Genomic DNA, 14,593 nt, shown 5'->3' with positions numbered 1-14,593 from the left:
CGCTCGCAATGACAGCTTTTAGAGCAATCATTCTGTGGAGTTCTCTTAAGCCAAAACAGGCTTCCCTGTAGAAACAGCCTGTTCCACAATATCAATGGCTCGACTCACACCACCGGCTAGTTGAATCGCCTCTTGTAACCTAAGTGCATTTTTTTTATAAGAATCTTCCATTAACACCTTTTGTACAGCATTTCGCAACTTGGGAACAGTCAAGCGAGCAAGCGGTACCATTTCACCAGCACCAGCCCAAGCCAAACGTGCTGCTACTCCTGGCTGGTCATTAGCAATTGGTATTGCTACTATTGGTATGCCATTGTTTAGGGACTCTAAAGTAGTATTTATACCTGCATGAGTAATGGTGAGAGACACTTTTTTAAGCAATTCCAATTGGGGTGCATAACCAACTACCAGAGGATTTCCCGGCAAGCTTCCCAGAGACTCTGGAGTTGCAGAACCACCTAACGAAATTACTAGTTGGGCATCCAAATCATTACAAGCTTCTGCAATAGACTTGAAAATTCCCAATAGGCGATTTTGTAAAGTCCCCATTGAGGCGTAAATCAATGGTTGTCCGGTCAATTTTTCATCAGGGAAATCAGGAAGTTCCCGACCAATTGGACTATGATAAGGGCCTGTGAAATGGAAGCACTGGGGCAAATTTTCCCTTGGAAATTCCAATTGTGTAGGCTGTTGACTAATCTGAGCTAGTTGGGAATAGCGATCGTTAGAACTAAACTGTGGGGGCAATTTCCACTCTTGGCGATACTGATTGATTACCCCTGTAATGGGTTTTACGGTGCGACTCAGCAATGTATAGCCGGCTCGGTTACGTAATCGCGCCCACCAGGCTGGATTGTAGCCCCAGGTTTTAAAATAAGGTGGGACGCTCGGTTCTCGATTCAGTACCACAGCACTACAAACTGTAATAAAAGGAATGCCCAGAAATTCTGCAACAGAACCTCCCTCTGGTGAAACTTGATCTACTAAAAGTGCCTCCACACCTGCTTCTTTGACTGCTGCTGGTGCATCTCTGAGCATAACAGCCGCCTGATCTTTAAGAAAGTTGACGGTATATTGCATTGCGGCGAGTCCACTCAGTTTACCTAACTGAGTTATCGATTCAGCGATCGCTCTAGTGGGAAATTCAGATTCACCAACGGATTGGAATTCTAACTCTGCCGCTAGTGTCTTGGATTTAGCATCAAGTATACCGAATAAGGTGACGCGATGACCCCGCTTTTGAAGTTCTTTACCCAAGGGGAGCATAGTGTTGAGATGACCAGTTGTTGCTGGACAGATCAGCCCAAAATGAGTCATAAATACTGTTTCTGTATATTTACAATGATGTATACCAGAAAACAGTTATATAGGCAAAGAAAAAATTTTTGCTGAGTGACTTCAACTTGCTGAGAATATAAGGATGTTCAAAGAATCCGGTCACACAATTTTGGATTTTAGATTTTAGATTTACCCCATGCCTGAAGTCAGGGGCTTGTAATTTAATTTTAGATTTTGGATTTTAGATTTATTCTCGCGTTTAAATTCGCTTGCTCTGAGACCTTTTTAAATTTTGAATTTTGAATCTTCAATTCCATTATCCAAAATTTAAAATCTAAAATTCGGTCAGGAAATTGGGATGGATAAAACGAGTCCGAGTTGATCATCAATTTCATTCTCATTATCGTAAATTAAAGGGTTTAAGAACCTGCAATCTACATGTAGCACCCATTTCAGTTGGGGTTTGTCTTGAGAAATCGCTCCACTTGGGATGCATCCCAAGACCGCGTTTCTCGCTAAATCCCTGTCTGAAATTTCTTTAATTTTGAATTTTGAATTTTGAATTGTTATTGTGTTTAACCGAGTACCGTGGGTTTAAATCCCCCGGTTCAATAACCGGCAAGTTTTGGGTCGGGGTCTAAATCCCCGTCACAAAACTTAATTACGAATTACGAATTACGAATTACGAATTATTTAAGCCAAGACAGGCTTGCCGGTAGAAACAGCCTGCTCAATAATATCAGCGGCTCGGCTTACCCCTCCAGCAGCGTGAGTAGCTGCTTGTAATCTGAGAGCATTCTGTTTATAAGATTCTTCTGTCAATACCCCCTTGATAGCATTTTTCAATCTGGGAACATTCAGCTTTTTGAGGGTGACAAGCTCACCTGCCCCTGTCCAAGCGATACGCGCTGCTACTCCTGGCTGGTCATTAGCAACTGGAATCGCCACCATTGGCACTCCTTTTTTCACACATTCCATTGTTGTATTCATTCCCGCATGAGTAATCATGAGGGTAGCTTTTTCCAGCACTTCTAATTGAGGTGCATACTCAACTACTAAAGGATTTCCTGCCAAGTCTGGTAGTGATTCTGGTTTAGCAGAACCTCCCAGAGAAATCACTAACTGAACATCCAAATCTTCACAAGCTGAAGCAATAGTCTGAAAAACCCAAATCAGACGATTTTGCAATGTTCCCATTGAAGCGTAAATTAACGGTTTCCCCGTCAATTTTTCATAAGGGAAAGAAACAGTTGCTCGACTAGCTGAAGTATGGTAGCTTCCGGTGAAATGGAACCAAGGGGCTAATTCTTCCCTGGGAAATTCAAACTCAGCAGGTGCATTACTTATTTGAGCCAGTGGAGAGTTGGTATCTTCAAGACTAGAGTACAGGGGTAATTTCCACTCTCGACGATATTCATTAATCAAATCTTTAACTGGTTTGACGACGCTATTAACTAACGTGTAACCTATTTCGTTGCGTAAGCGTGCCCACGCAGCTGGGCTATACTTCCAAGTTGTGAAAAAAGGAGGAATGCTAGGTTCTCGATTTAGCACCACAGCGCTGCACACAGTAATGAAAGGAATTTTGAGAAACTCGGCAATTGTCCCTCCTTCTAATGAACTTTGGTTTACTAGCAATGCTTCTACGCCTGCTGCTTTAATTACTGCTGGAGCCTCTTGGAGTGTCACAGATGAAATATGCTTTAGCAGTTCAATAGTGTATCGAAACGCAGCAAATCCACGCAGTTGACCTAATTTGCCAAAGGATTCTGCTGTTGAGCCAGGGAGAAAATCTTTTTCACCAATTGATTGGAATTCTATTCCTGCTGCCAGTGCTTTAGGTTGAGAATCAAGTGTTGCAAAGAGAGTGACGCGATGCCCACGCCGTTGAAGTTCCTGCCCCAAGGGAAGCATAGTGTTGAGGGGGCCAGTTGTTGCACCAGGACAGATGATACCAAAATGAGTCACGTCGCTTCGCTCCGAATTCAAAATTCAAAATTCAAAATTCAAAATTTTTGCATTATTGATCCCCATAAATAAATTTAGGGGCTTGTAATACCAATTTAATGTCACGATCAATGCCTCTACTGGATTTTCAAGAACTTATCTAAAGCTGTAACTAGGCTGGGAGGCCAACGGCGGATATTTTTTACCCAATCAATATCCTTATAGCGGCTATCCAATCCATAGGCTGCTACCCAGTTGCTTTCGGCTTCACCTTGTTCTCCATTTACCCAATATGCAGCGGTGAGGGCGGCACGCACATCAGCAAACTTGGAGTATTTACGGGCGATATTTCGCATTTCGCGAATTGCTTGCTCTTTTTGACCAGTTTCATAAAGGGCGAGGGCGTAGTTAGCACGGGCGAAGGCAAAATTCGGGGCTATCTCATTAGATTTTTTGTAATCTGCGATCGCATCTTCCCATTTTCCTAAACCTGTTTTGGCATTACCGCGATTGTTATACGCCATCGCATCCTTAGGATCGAGTTCTAAGACATGATTATAATCTGCGATCGCATCGTCCCATTTTCCTAACCCTTCCAACGCCGCCCCTCGATTCAAATAAGGATCGGTAACATTCGGCGCTAGTTCAATGGCTTTGTTATAATCTGCCAACGCTTCTTGTAACTTATTCTGGCTGACCCGCGAATTTCCTCGGTTACTCCACGCCCCCGCATTAGTAGGAAATTGCTCAATAATCTTTGTCCAGTAAGTTTCAGCCGTCGCAAAATCACCTTGATTCGTCGCGGCAAATGCTTGATTGGCCCACTCATCGCCTTGTTTTAACTGTTCTTGAGTAATAGGCGCTTGAGATTGTGCCATAACTGGTGTACCCCAGCCAAACACAATTAACAGACTGAGAAAAATACCAATCAACTTAATCATCTAGGTTTACCTGTTTATCTTGAAGATGGGGAGTAAGAATTTTAGATTTTAGATTTTGGATTTTAGATTGGAATTCAATCCAAAATTGTCAATCCAAAATCCAAAATTGAATTGCCCAATGCCCATAATTACAATAATGACAACTGTTCATTAGGCGGCGTGAATCCTAAATGCTTGTATGCAGCCTTGGTCGCCATCCTGCCCCGATGAGTCCGAGTTAAATACCCAATCTGCATCAGGTAAGGTTCGTATACCTCTTCAATTGTTTGAGTATCTTCACCCGTCGCTGCTGCCATTGTTTCTAATCCCACTGGCCCGCCATTAAATTGTTCAATTATCACACTTAGCATCTGGCGGTCTGTCCAATCTAAACCGCAAGGATCTACTTGGAATAGTTGCAATGCTTCGGATGCAATGGTTTCATTAATCTCTCCAGATATTTTTACTTCCGCATAATCACGTACCCGCTTTAGTAGCCTATTTGCAATCCGTGGCGTTCCCCGTGAACGTCGGGCAATTTCTGTGGCACCATCTTCTGTGATCGGGGTTTTGAGTAACTGAGCGGTTCGCAGTACAATTTTAGTCAGTTCGTCAACTTCGTAAAATCGGAGTTTTTGAATTAAACCAAAGCGATCGCGCAGTGGTGAAGTTAAAGCACCTACACGCGTTGTAGCCCCTACTAAGGTAAACTTTGACAACGGCAAACTTCTGATTCGAGCGCTAGAACCCTTACCAATGGTAATATCTAAGCGATAATCTTCCATTGCCGGATAGAGAATTTCCTCTGTCATCCGCGAGAGGCGATGAATTTCATCCACAAATAAAATATCACCTGGCTTCAGGTTTACCAGTAGCCCGACAATATCCCGTGGACGTTCTAGGGCTGGCGCACTGGTAATTTTGTAATTTACCCCCATTTCCGATGCTAAAATCATTGCCATTGTGGTTTTTCCCAATCCCGGCGGCCCATATAACAGTAGGTGATCCAACACCTCACCACGAGACTTAGCTGCTTTGATGGCAATATCTAGCACATCCTTTAAATCTTTTTGCCCAATGTAATCAGCAAATCGGTGTGGGCGAATACCTTCTTCTTGCTGTTCTTGCTCATCAATAGCAGCTTCCGGCTTCAAAATATTTTCTGTGGATGGTGCTTTCACAGACTCTCGACGCTGCTTTGGTTCTCCATTGGGTTCTGGAGGTTGTTTTTTCGATGAGATTATCGCCATAATTCAGCTATCTATTGTTAAGGGACTGGGGACTGGGGACTGGGGACTGGGGACTGGGGATTGGGGACTAGGGATTGGGGGAGATCAGGGAGATGAGGAAGGAAAATAACCCATGCCCAATGCCCAATGCCCAATATCCATGAAAATTTTCGTTAGAGAATACCCGCGCCAATTTAAAATTTAAATTCCGGTCAATTACCCAGAAGTACAAAAGTTATTATGTTAGCTAAAAGAATCTTACCGTGCTTAGATGTCAAGGCGGGACGGGTTGTAAAAGGAGTTAACTTTGTTAATCTCCAAGATGCAGGCGATCCGGTAGAACTGGCCAAGGTTTACAACGAAGCCGGTGCTGATGAGTTAGTATTTCTGGATATTACAGCTACTCATGAAGACCGAGCTACAATTTTAGATGTAGTCTACCGAACTGCTGAACAGGTCTTTATTCCATTGACTGTGGGTGGTGGCATTCAATCCTTAGAAAATGTTAAAGCTTTGTTACGAGCCGGCGCAGATAAGGTTAGTATTAATTCTGCGGCAGTGCGGGAACCAGACTTGATTAATCGGGCCAGCGATCGCTTTGGTAATCAGTGCATAGTTGTTGCTATTGATGCTAGACGCAGAAATAACCCGGAAAATCCAGGTTGGGATGTGTATGTGCGGGGTGGCAGGGAAAATACAGGCTTAGATGCCCTACTTTGGGCACAAGAAGTTGAAAAACGGGGGGCCGGAGAACTGCTAATCACAAGTATGGATGCTGATGGAACCCAAGCCGGGTATGACATAGAGATTACACGGGCAATCGCTGATGCTGTAGAAATCCCAGTCATTGCTTCTGGTGGTGCAGGTAATTGTGAACATATCTACACTGCCCTAACTGAAGGCAAAGCGGAAGCAGCATTACTCGCATCTCTGTTACATTACGGACAATTAAGCGTAGCAGAAATTAAAAGTTACTTGTGCGATCGCAATGTGCCGGTCAGAACATTATCTTGATCCAACATTTTTCATTTAATGACATCCATCTAAGGTTAGACACACTTCCCTAAAAGGGTGTTAATATTATTTTACAAGTATTAACAAATATTAAGAAATATGTTGCTTCCTATTTTACTTTTTGATGTAGCCCTGGTAGCGTGGTCGCTGCACTTAATGGAAAAAGCCTACGAGAGTAAAGAATTTTCTTTAATGTTGGCTGGTACATTAGTTGCTCTGGCTGCTGCTGCCATGTTAGTAGTTTACTTTTTGATGGGGCACTGCATGACCTACTTATTGAGAGTGTCGTAGACAATGCTGAGTGCTAGAGAAGATATTTAAAATTTAGTTTCTACAAAAAGCTTGACAAAGTTCTAATAATTAGGCCATTATATATAATGGATTTTAAGGGGTTATAGCGCAGTTGGTAGCGCACCTCAATGGCATTGAGGGGGTCAGCGGTTCGAATCCGCTTAGCTCCATTCCTCACACCGTAATTCTCTAAGTTAATTGAGAGGGTTAGGGAATTTTTTAGATGGTTTTATTTGCTGTCTACCTAACCAGTCTCGAATGGTTTTATTTGCTGTCTACCTAACCAGTCTCGAAAGTTGGAATGATAAAGACTGTAATGAGTTTTTAGAGCGATTTGTTGTTTCTGCAAGAACTCTAATAAATAACTTGAGGATTGTTTGTCACATATTTGGCGAGGATGGCACTTTTACCACTACCGGGTGCGCCAATGACAGTAAAGTAACCCTGGTTATCTCGGTGGAGAAAGTTGTTAATAGCCGTGAAGACAAATTCACGACCGACAAAGTTTTGGCTTTATTCTTGAATGATTTGCTCAAACTCCGTTGGATGTCCTCTGGAATTGATTGCAGTGGGTAGTTTGGGTGGTGAGTTCATAATTGTGAGGAATAATTAAAAGATAAGGCAACAGTAGAGGTGATCATGACTGTACAATTGCTAAGACGGAAATTCACAATTGAGCAATATCATAAGATGGTTGAGTCGGGGATTCTCACAGAAGATGACCGAGTGGAATTGATTCGGGGAGAGATTATTAATATGTCGCCTATTGGAACAAAACACGCTGCTTGTGTAAATCGACTAGTTAATCTGTTGGTGCAGCTGTTGGGTAAACGCGTTATCCTTGCTGCTCAAAATCCAGTTGCGTTGAACAATAACTCAGAACCTCAGCCAGATGTGGCATTACTCAAACCCCGTGATGATTTCTATGCCACCGCGCACCCCCAACCCCAGGATATTTTTTTACTAATTGAAGTATCTGATTCGACTATCTCGTATGACCGGGAAGAGAAAATTCCTTTATATGCAGAAGCAAACATAATTGAAGTTTGGTTAGTAGATATTAACGATCAAGTTGTCGAAGTTTATCAACAACCAACAGCCGCAAGATATCAGCTTATGCAAAAGTTCGCTAGCGGTCAAACTTTATCAATTAAAGCTTTCCCTAATGTAAACATTACCGTCAATGAAATCTTTGGCAGGTAAAATTACTTCTCCGTTGATTCCTCTCTCATCCCTTGAAGACGCAAAAAATGCACCCTACCTGAAGTATCTCCTGCCACAATTGTCACGCCGTCTGGTGCAACTGCACAGCAAGAAATGGGATATTCCCCTGTGAAGGTGGCAATCACCCCATAGCTTGCACACTAAAGATAGTCATCTATGGTATAGAAATGTATAGAATCTTGTAAAGATATAAAATATAGTTGTTAAATGCACACATTTTTAGCTTCTTCCTCAATGCAGCTGTCTGTACCACCAAATCACTTTCAGCCTATGAAGATTGTCGCGCTGGGGGACAGCTTAATTTATGGATTCGGCGACCCGGAAAAAGGAGGTTGGATCGAGCAACTACGGCGATGGTGGATGTTGCCGGATAGTGCGGGTCATATTCTTTATAATTTAGGGGTAAGAGGCGATCGCACGCAACAAGTGGCACAAAGGCTAGAAGTTGAATTTCGTCATCGGGGTGAACTGCGAAATCGCGTTCCTGATTTAATTATTTTATCAGTAGGGGTGAACGACTCAGCGCGGTTGGCGCGTCCTGATGGCCGAAGCTACACAGATTTTACCGTATTTGAAAAGGAAATTGCTTCTCTGCTAGATTTGGCACAGCAACTCTGTCCTGTATTATTTGTGGGCATGGTGCCAGTGAATGAAACCAAGATGCCATTTTTAGATTGTTTGTATTATAATCATGCCGATCAGTACCGCTACAAAGAAGCAACTCGAGTTGCTTGCAATAAACGGCAGATTCCCTATTTAGATATTTTTGAGCAGTGGATAGAACGTGGTGAAACTTGGCGGCTCAAACGCTTGAGTGAAGATGGTCTTCATCCCAATACACTTGGTTATCAAGCTTTATTAGAAGATGTAATCAATTGGGAGACAATACCTTCAATGAACTTTGCCAATGCAGCTTACCATTCTAAATTTGGTTATCACCTGAAACCATCCTAAAAATATAAATGTGTTGGTGCTTTGGGGCTAGTACAAGAAGGCAAAAGTAAAAAGGCAAAAGTAAAAAGAAAGAATGCTTATTTTGTAAGCTTTCTAGCTATTTTAAATGGGTGGTTTATTTACGCCGTGTTGTACTAGTTAATATTGTCGTATTTGCGATCCTTGCAAAAAGCGCCACAATCTTCCTAAACTTTTAATGAAGCTAGTCAAAATCTATTGATAAAAACTCTAATTTCTCTATATTATTCATAACTCATAACTCCTAACTCCTAACTCCTAACTCTTAACTCTTAACTCAGCACTCCTAACTCAGCACTCCTATGACACCAACTTTATTTGGACGTTGGCAAACTCGATTATTATTACTTGCAACTGTCGGCGTACTTGTATCTTTGCCTTTTGCAATGGGTTTGATTGGCCCTGGTGCTAACTCGGTTTATTTTTGGATACTTGCTTATGTTGCCATCTTTGGCTTAGGCTGGGATGTGCTTTATGACTATCTGCAAAAATCTCGTTGGGATAGAGATTGGCCCGCAGTTTATCAACTCTTAGCTGGTATATGGGAATTGGTGTTTGTGTTTTGTGGAGTCAAACTATTTGGTTTTTTACCAATACCTTTACCGAAGGAAGAACTGTTGGTGGGAGCTTTTCTATTCCACTATAGTATCGTGTGGCTAGCAGTTTTTATTACTTCCCAAAGCCTGATGCGAATTATCTTTCTCCGTTGGCGTTTTCGGGGTGGAGAATGGTTGTAATATCTTAAATATTCGTAACTAATTTAATCAAAAATTACAGTAATTTTCAGGTAATTAAACCGTAAAGTAGGGGCGCATGTATATGCGTACTTACAGCCGATTGTGGTTTAAATAGATGAAAAATGTGATAAATCACAAATGGCTGTAACAAATCATAAAAAATTATATATGGCGCTTTTAGTTTGGATGCAATATGTTGTATTGACGTACAGTTGTGTGCGTTTCTCAGAACAACATGGTAGTTGCTACAACTTTGAAAACCAAAGCAGCGCATTGCCTATTACATCTAATCAAATTAAAAACAGCTATGTGATATTTCCCAAATTGACCGAAAACGAAAAGGATACAAGCCCCTAAATTTATTTATGGGGATCATTATTTTTGAATTTTGAATTTTGAATTCGGAGCGTTCGCGCAGCGTCTCGTAGAGAAGCGACGTGACACTTGTGCTGATGTAGTAGTCATACAGCAGATTGCAGGTAAGTGAGGTACAAATTCTAAGCACAAAGCCATATATCAATAGAGTTTCACCTCAGTTAAGAGTTCCCTATTCCCTGCTGTATATAAAAAAACAGGACAAGCTTTGAAGTCGGGGGAGATTCTTCAATGCAGAGACGCAAATTAAGGAAGTATAATGTCAAATTTTGATCTGGTTATTCAGCTATTTCTGCAACTCACAGTTATTTTAGCTACTTGTCGCATTGTCACGATTTTAGGACGCCGCTATCTTGGTCAAACTGATGTTGTTTGCGAAATGATTGCAGGTGTCATGCTAGGGCCATCGCTTTTAGGATTAATTGCACCAAGTTTTCAGCAATGGCTGTTTCCTAAGCTTCCCATCATTACAGCTGTCGGACTCAAGATACCCAATCCATCAATGTCGATTTTATATGCTATTAGCCAGATTGGGTTGGTAATTTATATGTTTTTAATTGGTTTAGAGTTCAACACTAAACTGTTAAAACATCATATCAAAAGTGCAAGTTTGCTATCTGCTGCTGGAATTATTACTCCTTTTATTTTAGGAGCGATCGCATCTTCTTGGTTTTATCACAATGGTGATTTCTTTCAACCAAAGGTAACGCCGTGGTCAGCCGCGCTGTATCTGGGTGCATCGATGACAATTACGGCTTTTCCCATGTTAGCTCGCATTCTTTACGAACGCGGTCTTGCACAAACTCGCTTCGGTACTTTGGCTTTGGGTGCAGCATCGGTAGATGATGGAGTTGCCTGGTGTTTACTAGCGATCGTGCTTGCTAGCGTCAAAAATTCTCTGAGCATTGCCATATTAGCAATTGGTGGTGGCATTTGCTACGTGCTATTTGCAATTTTTCTCGGTCAACCTCTACTGAAAGCGTTCACGCGGATGACGAAACGCGATGCAGGTGTCAACAGACAAACCCTGACTTTAATGTTGATAATTTTGATGTTTTGTGCATGGTTTACCGATGTCACAGGCATCTATGCAATATTCGGTGCTTTTGTGTTGGGAGCAGTCACACCACGGGGAGAATTCGCCCAGCAAATTCGCCAATATACGGAGTTTTTAACTAGTTCTTTTTTGTTACCGATATTTTTTGTCTTCTCTGGACTGAACACTCAAATTGGATTGGTAAACACACCTACTTTGTGGGGAATTACGCTCTTAATTATTGCGATCGCAATTCTGGGTAAAGGTGTTGCTTGTATGCTAGCTGCAAAATTGGGCGGGGAAAATTGGCGCGAATCAGCAACTATCGGCGCTCTGATGAATGCTCGTGGTTTGATGGAGTTAATCATCCTGAATATTGGTCTAGAACAAGGTATAATTACGCCAACTTTATTCACTATAATGGTTATTATGGCAGTCGTTACTACCCTAATGGCATCACCACTAATTGCTTTTCTCTTGCACGGTACAAGCTATGAAAAATCTTCCATTTAAGCAAATTAAATACAAAATTAATTACCTAGTAATCAGGTAATTCTCTGCTTTGACTCTGGCGATAGCAATTCTAAATAAGTTACAAAAAAAGATCCCCGACTTCTTCAAGAAGTCGGGGATCTGAGCCTCGCGGTGGAGAGCAAATTAAATAGTATTACCATATAACGCTAATTTTCTTGCTATCGTTAATTTGGAAGTTATTTTAGATGTAGTTCCTAAAATCATCAGAATTCATATTTCACGGCTGCAACTGTATCGTAACAATAATTCATATAACCACGAAGCACAGATTACTCTTGGTTGTATCTAACAAGCTTGACATTTCCCAGTCTTTTAAAGAATTATCTTAGGGAAACCAGATAGTTAATTGTGAGGAAACCATGCACATAGTTGTTCTCGTTCTGGTTGAGGTGCTGATTGTTATTGGACTTTCACGCTTAGTAGGGTTAGGATTCCGTTCTATTAAGCAACCTCTGGTAATTGGTGAAATTGTCGCCGGAATTATGCTCGGCCCATCTTTATTTGGTTTAGTTGCTCCCCATCTAGCAGTTACCTTGTTTCCACCAGAAACTTTTCCTTTTCTCAATGTTTTGTCTCAGGTGGGACTAATATTTTTCATGTTTTTGATTGGGCTAGAACTAAATCCCAAATACCTCGCCGGACAATTAGAAGTAGCGGTTTTAACTTCTCATGTCAGCATTTTAATGCCGTTTTCTCTGGGAACATTGCTAGCGGTGCTACTTTATCCCCTAGTTTCCAATGCAAGTGTATCTTTCACCGCCTTTGCTTTATTTTTAGGGGCGGCGATGTCGATAACTGCTTTTCCAGTGTTAGCGCGAATCATTACTGAAAACAATTTACAAGGAACGCGTTTAGGAACGTTGGCGTTAACTTGTGCAGCAGTGGATGATGTGACAGCTTGGTGTTTGTTGGCAGTAGCGATCGCAGTTGCTCGGACTGGCAACTTTGCTGGTGCTATACCCACAATTATCGCCAGTATAGTTTACATCGGCTTGATGTTGACGGTGGGACGTTGGTTTCTGCAACGCCTTGCCAAACACTACCTCCGTGCGGGACGACTCAGCCAATTACTGCTAGCTGGCATTTATATGGGTGTGGTTGCGTCGGCATTAATCACCGAACTAATTGGGATTCACTTAATTTTTGGGGCATTTTTACTGGGAGCAGCCATGCCCAAAAATGAAGATTTAGTGCGGGAATTGGCAGTCAAAACGGAAGATTTTGTCCTGATTTTTTTGCTACCAATATTTTTCGCCTATAGTGGTTTACGAACAGAGATTGGCTTGCTCAACCGTCCCGAATTGTGGTTTTTGTGTGCGTTGGTTTTAGGAGTGGCGATCGCAGGCAAGTATATTGGCACTTATGTAGCAGCCCGTGTCAGTGGCATTAATAAACGGGAAGCCTCGGCACTGGGTTGGTTAATGAATACTCGCGGCTTGACCGAACTAATAGTGCTAAACATTGGTTTAGAGTTAGGGGTAATTTCCCCCTTAATATTTACCATGCTGGTAATTATGGCATTGGTAACTACATTCATGACCTCGCCACTGCTGGAATGGACATATCCGAAGAAGCTGATCAGGTTAGATGTAATAGAGCCAGAGTTAGAAGCAGAAGCAGCTACAAGCGCTAATGATGCCGACACTTACATTCGTCCCTACCGAATTTTAGTGCCTGTGGCTAATCCGAGTACCCAAAAAGGCTTGGTACAGTTAGCAGTCAGCATTGCTCTCAGTTCCCGACATCCCGCCGTGGTTAATCCTCTTAGCCTGATTGAATTTGAAGAAGATTATGCCTTTGAAAGTACACCAGTTGAAGCAGACCGATTAATTGCCCAGCGCCGCCAGCAGCTAGAGCAATTGATTAATACTCTCGAACCGCTAGAAACACGCTCTCATGTGCATCCCATCGTTCGCATATCTAGCAATGTCGCGCGGGAAACCGCACAGATAGCCGCACTAGAGCAAGTTGATTTAATTCTGGTGGGATGGCATCGCCCAGCTTTTAGTAGCAATCGTTTAGGTGGAAGAGTCGGTCAACTTCTCAGCACTGCACCAGTGGATGTAGCAGTATTTTTAGACCGGGGAAGCGATCGCTTAGAAAGCTTATTAGTACCTTATTCTGCAAATATCCATGATGATTTAGCCCTGATTCTAGCCCTCAGACTACTAATCAATCATGAAACTTGTACATTGCAGATTTTACATGTATTACCCGACAATCGCCTCAAAGATGAATTGAATTACGAATTGGACATCATGATGGAGCAATTACCGAGTAGTGTACGCGATCGCATAGAAATCAAAATTGTCCAGGCTCCAGAGGCAATCCAAACAGTAGTCGAAGCCTCAAAAAATGTAGACTTGACAATTGCTGGTACTAGCCGCACTTGGGGTATCGAGCGTCAAACCTTGGGAAGATATACAGATCAACTAGTCATCCAATGTTGCTCCTCTCTGCTGATTACCCGCCGCTACAGTCAAGTCACCGCTCATCTAGCTTCCATGCTTCCTGACATTAGCAGTCAAGAGCCAACACTGAGGAATTGAGAGCATGAATCATTTCAAGTTCAAATCTTTGGCTTTTTACGGAGTCGCAATCACGTCAGTGCTACTGTTGTTTAAAACTGTCAGTGTTTACGGAGAAAATAATCTCAAGGCTCCTCCCCCAGTTAACGGGCGATATCGTCTAACCCTAGCGGAGAATTTGCCGAATTGTGAAAAATCGGATACCCTGACGTTAAATATTGAACAGTCGGGTATTTACTTAAATGCCTCTGTATTACCGACAAACGCTAAGACCGACACTGGCGAAAAGCACTCTCTGGCAGGCATCTTTAGAAATCAACAGTTAAATTTATCTGGGAAAGTTGGTAGTTCAATCCTTTGTAATATTCCTCGCCCCCAAAATGATCCTTTAAATTCAGTAACAATTCAAATGCAACTTGTGGATAAAGCTAATATTACAGGTCAATTAACCGTACAGGGCATTCCCCAAACTCTTAAATTTACCGCTGTGCCTCAAAAAGTTAATTGA

At 42.1% G+C, this 14,593-nt stretch carries 14 protein-coding genes and 1 tRNA gene; 10 read left to right on the top strand and 5 right to left on the bottom strand.

The genetic code is table 11. The annotated features are described in order from the left end of the window. Positions 1-45: 45 nt before the first annotated feature. The 4 genes from V7K76_RS14420 to ruvB form a co-directional block, all read right to left on the bottom strand. Entirely contained in the window at positions 46-1,317 is a 1,272-nt protein-coding gene (locus tag V7K76_RS14420; RefSeq protein WP_334775342.1) for a glycosyltransferase, read from the bottom strand. A 654-nt stretch (positions 1,318-1,971) separates the two neighbouring features. Next, positions 1,972-3,246, bottom strand: a complete 1,275-nt coding sequence (locus V7K76_RS14415) for a glycosyltransferase (RefSeq protein ID WP_334775343.1) — start codon at positions 3,244-3,246, stop codon at positions 1,972-1,974. A 116-nt stretch (positions 3,247-3,362) separates the two neighbouring features. Next, positions 3,363-4,166, bottom strand: a complete 804-nt coding sequence (locus V7K76_RS14410; protein WP_334775344.1) for a tetratricopeptide repeat protein — start codon at positions 4,164-4,166, stop codon at positions 3,363-3,365. Between the two features lie 128 nt (positions 4,167-4,294). Beyond that, on the bottom strand, positions 4,295-5,395 hold the full coding sequence (ruvB, locus tag V7K76_RS14405; protein ID WP_334775345.1) for a Holliday junction branch migration DNA helicase RuvB: 1,101 nt from the start codon (positions 5,393-5,395) through the stop codon (positions 4,295-4,297). Between the two features lie 219 nt (positions 5,396-5,614). Between ruvB and hisF the strand changes: the two genes are divergently transcribed. From hisF to V7K76_RS14380, 5 genes are all read left to right on the top strand, one after another. Continuing rightward, on the top strand, positions 5,615-6,388 hold the full coding sequence (gene hisF / locus V7K76_RS14400) for an imidazole glycerol phosphate synthase subunit HisF (protein ID WP_334775346.1): 774 nt from the start codon (positions 5,615-5,617) through the stop codon (positions 6,386-6,388). A gap of 99 nt (positions 6,389-6,487) precedes the next feature. After that, a complete protein-coding gene (locus V7K76_RS14395; RefSeq protein WP_104905483.1) occupies positions 6,488-6,679 on the top strand; it encodes a hypothetical protein in 192 nt (63 codons plus the stop codon). A 97-nt stretch (positions 6,680-6,776) separates the two neighbouring features. Next, positions 6,777-6,849 (top strand) — tRNA-Ala (locus V7K76_RS14390). An 88-nt stretch (positions 6,850-6,937) separates the two neighbouring features. Continuing rightward, positions 6,938-7,255 carry a hypothetical protein gene (locus tag V7K76_RS14385; protein WP_334775347.1) on the top strand — a complete coding sequence of 106 codons (318 nt, stop codon included), beginning with the start codon at positions 6,938-6,940 and terminating at the stop codon, positions 7,253-7,255. Between the two features lie 63 nt (positions 7,256-7,318). Next, a complete protein-coding gene (locus tag V7K76_RS14380) occupies positions 7,319-7,882 on the top strand; it encodes a Uma2 family endonuclease (protein ID WP_334775348.1) in 564 nt (187 codons plus the stop codon). Between the two features lie 2 nt (positions 7,883-7,884). Here V7K76_RS14380 and V7K76_RS14375 read toward each other — a convergent pair whose 3' ends face one another. Continuing rightward, positions 7,885-8,028 carry a hypothetical protein gene (locus V7K76_RS14375; RefSeq protein WP_335029817.1) on the bottom strand — a complete coding sequence of 48 codons (144 nt, stop codon included), beginning with the start codon at positions 8,026-8,028 and terminating at the stop codon, positions 7,885-7,887. 82 nt (positions 8,029-8,110) lie between these two features. Here V7K76_RS14375 and V7K76_RS14370 point away from each other — a divergent pair, with 82 nt between their 5' ends. The 5 genes from V7K76_RS14370 (at position 8,111) to V7K76_RS14350 (ending at position 14,593) form a co-directional block, all read left to right on the top strand. Then, positions 8,111-8,857, top strand: coding sequence for a GDSL-type esterase/lipase family protein (locus V7K76_RS14370; protein WP_334775349.1), 747 nt, complete (start codon positions 8,111-8,113; stop codon positions 8,855-8,857). Positions 8,858-9,177: 320 nt separating this feature from the next. Next, complete coding sequence (locus V7K76_RS14365; protein WP_334775350.1) at positions 9,178-9,612, top strand: hypothetical protein; 435 nt, start codon at positions 9,178-9,180, stop codon at positions 9,610-9,612. A gap of 634 nt (positions 9,613-10,246) precedes the next feature. After that, entirely contained in the window at positions 10,247-11,536 is a 1,290-nt protein-coding gene (locus V7K76_RS14360; protein ID WP_334953853.1) for a cation:proton antiporter, read from the top strand. 380 nt (positions 11,537-11,916) lie between these two features. Beyond that, on the top strand, positions 11,917-14,106 hold the full coding sequence (locus tag V7K76_RS14355) for a cation:proton antiporter (RefSeq protein WP_334953854.1): 2,190 nt from the start codon (positions 11,917-11,919) through the stop codon (positions 14,104-14,106). Positions 14,107-14,110: 4 nt separating this feature from the next. Beyond that, complete coding sequence (locus V7K76_RS14350) at positions 14,111-14,593, top strand: hypothetical protein (RefSeq protein ID WP_334775354.1); 483 nt, start codon at positions 14,111-14,113, stop codon at positions 14,591-14,593.

It is taken from the genome of Nostoc sp. (assembly GCF_036917975.1).
Classification (GTDB): Bacteria; Cyanobacteriota; Cyanobacteriia; order Cyanobacteriales; family Nostocaceae; genus Nostoc.
The sequence above is the reverse complement of the archived record's forward strand: the minus strand, read 5'-3'. Positions and strand labels throughout refer to the sequence as shown.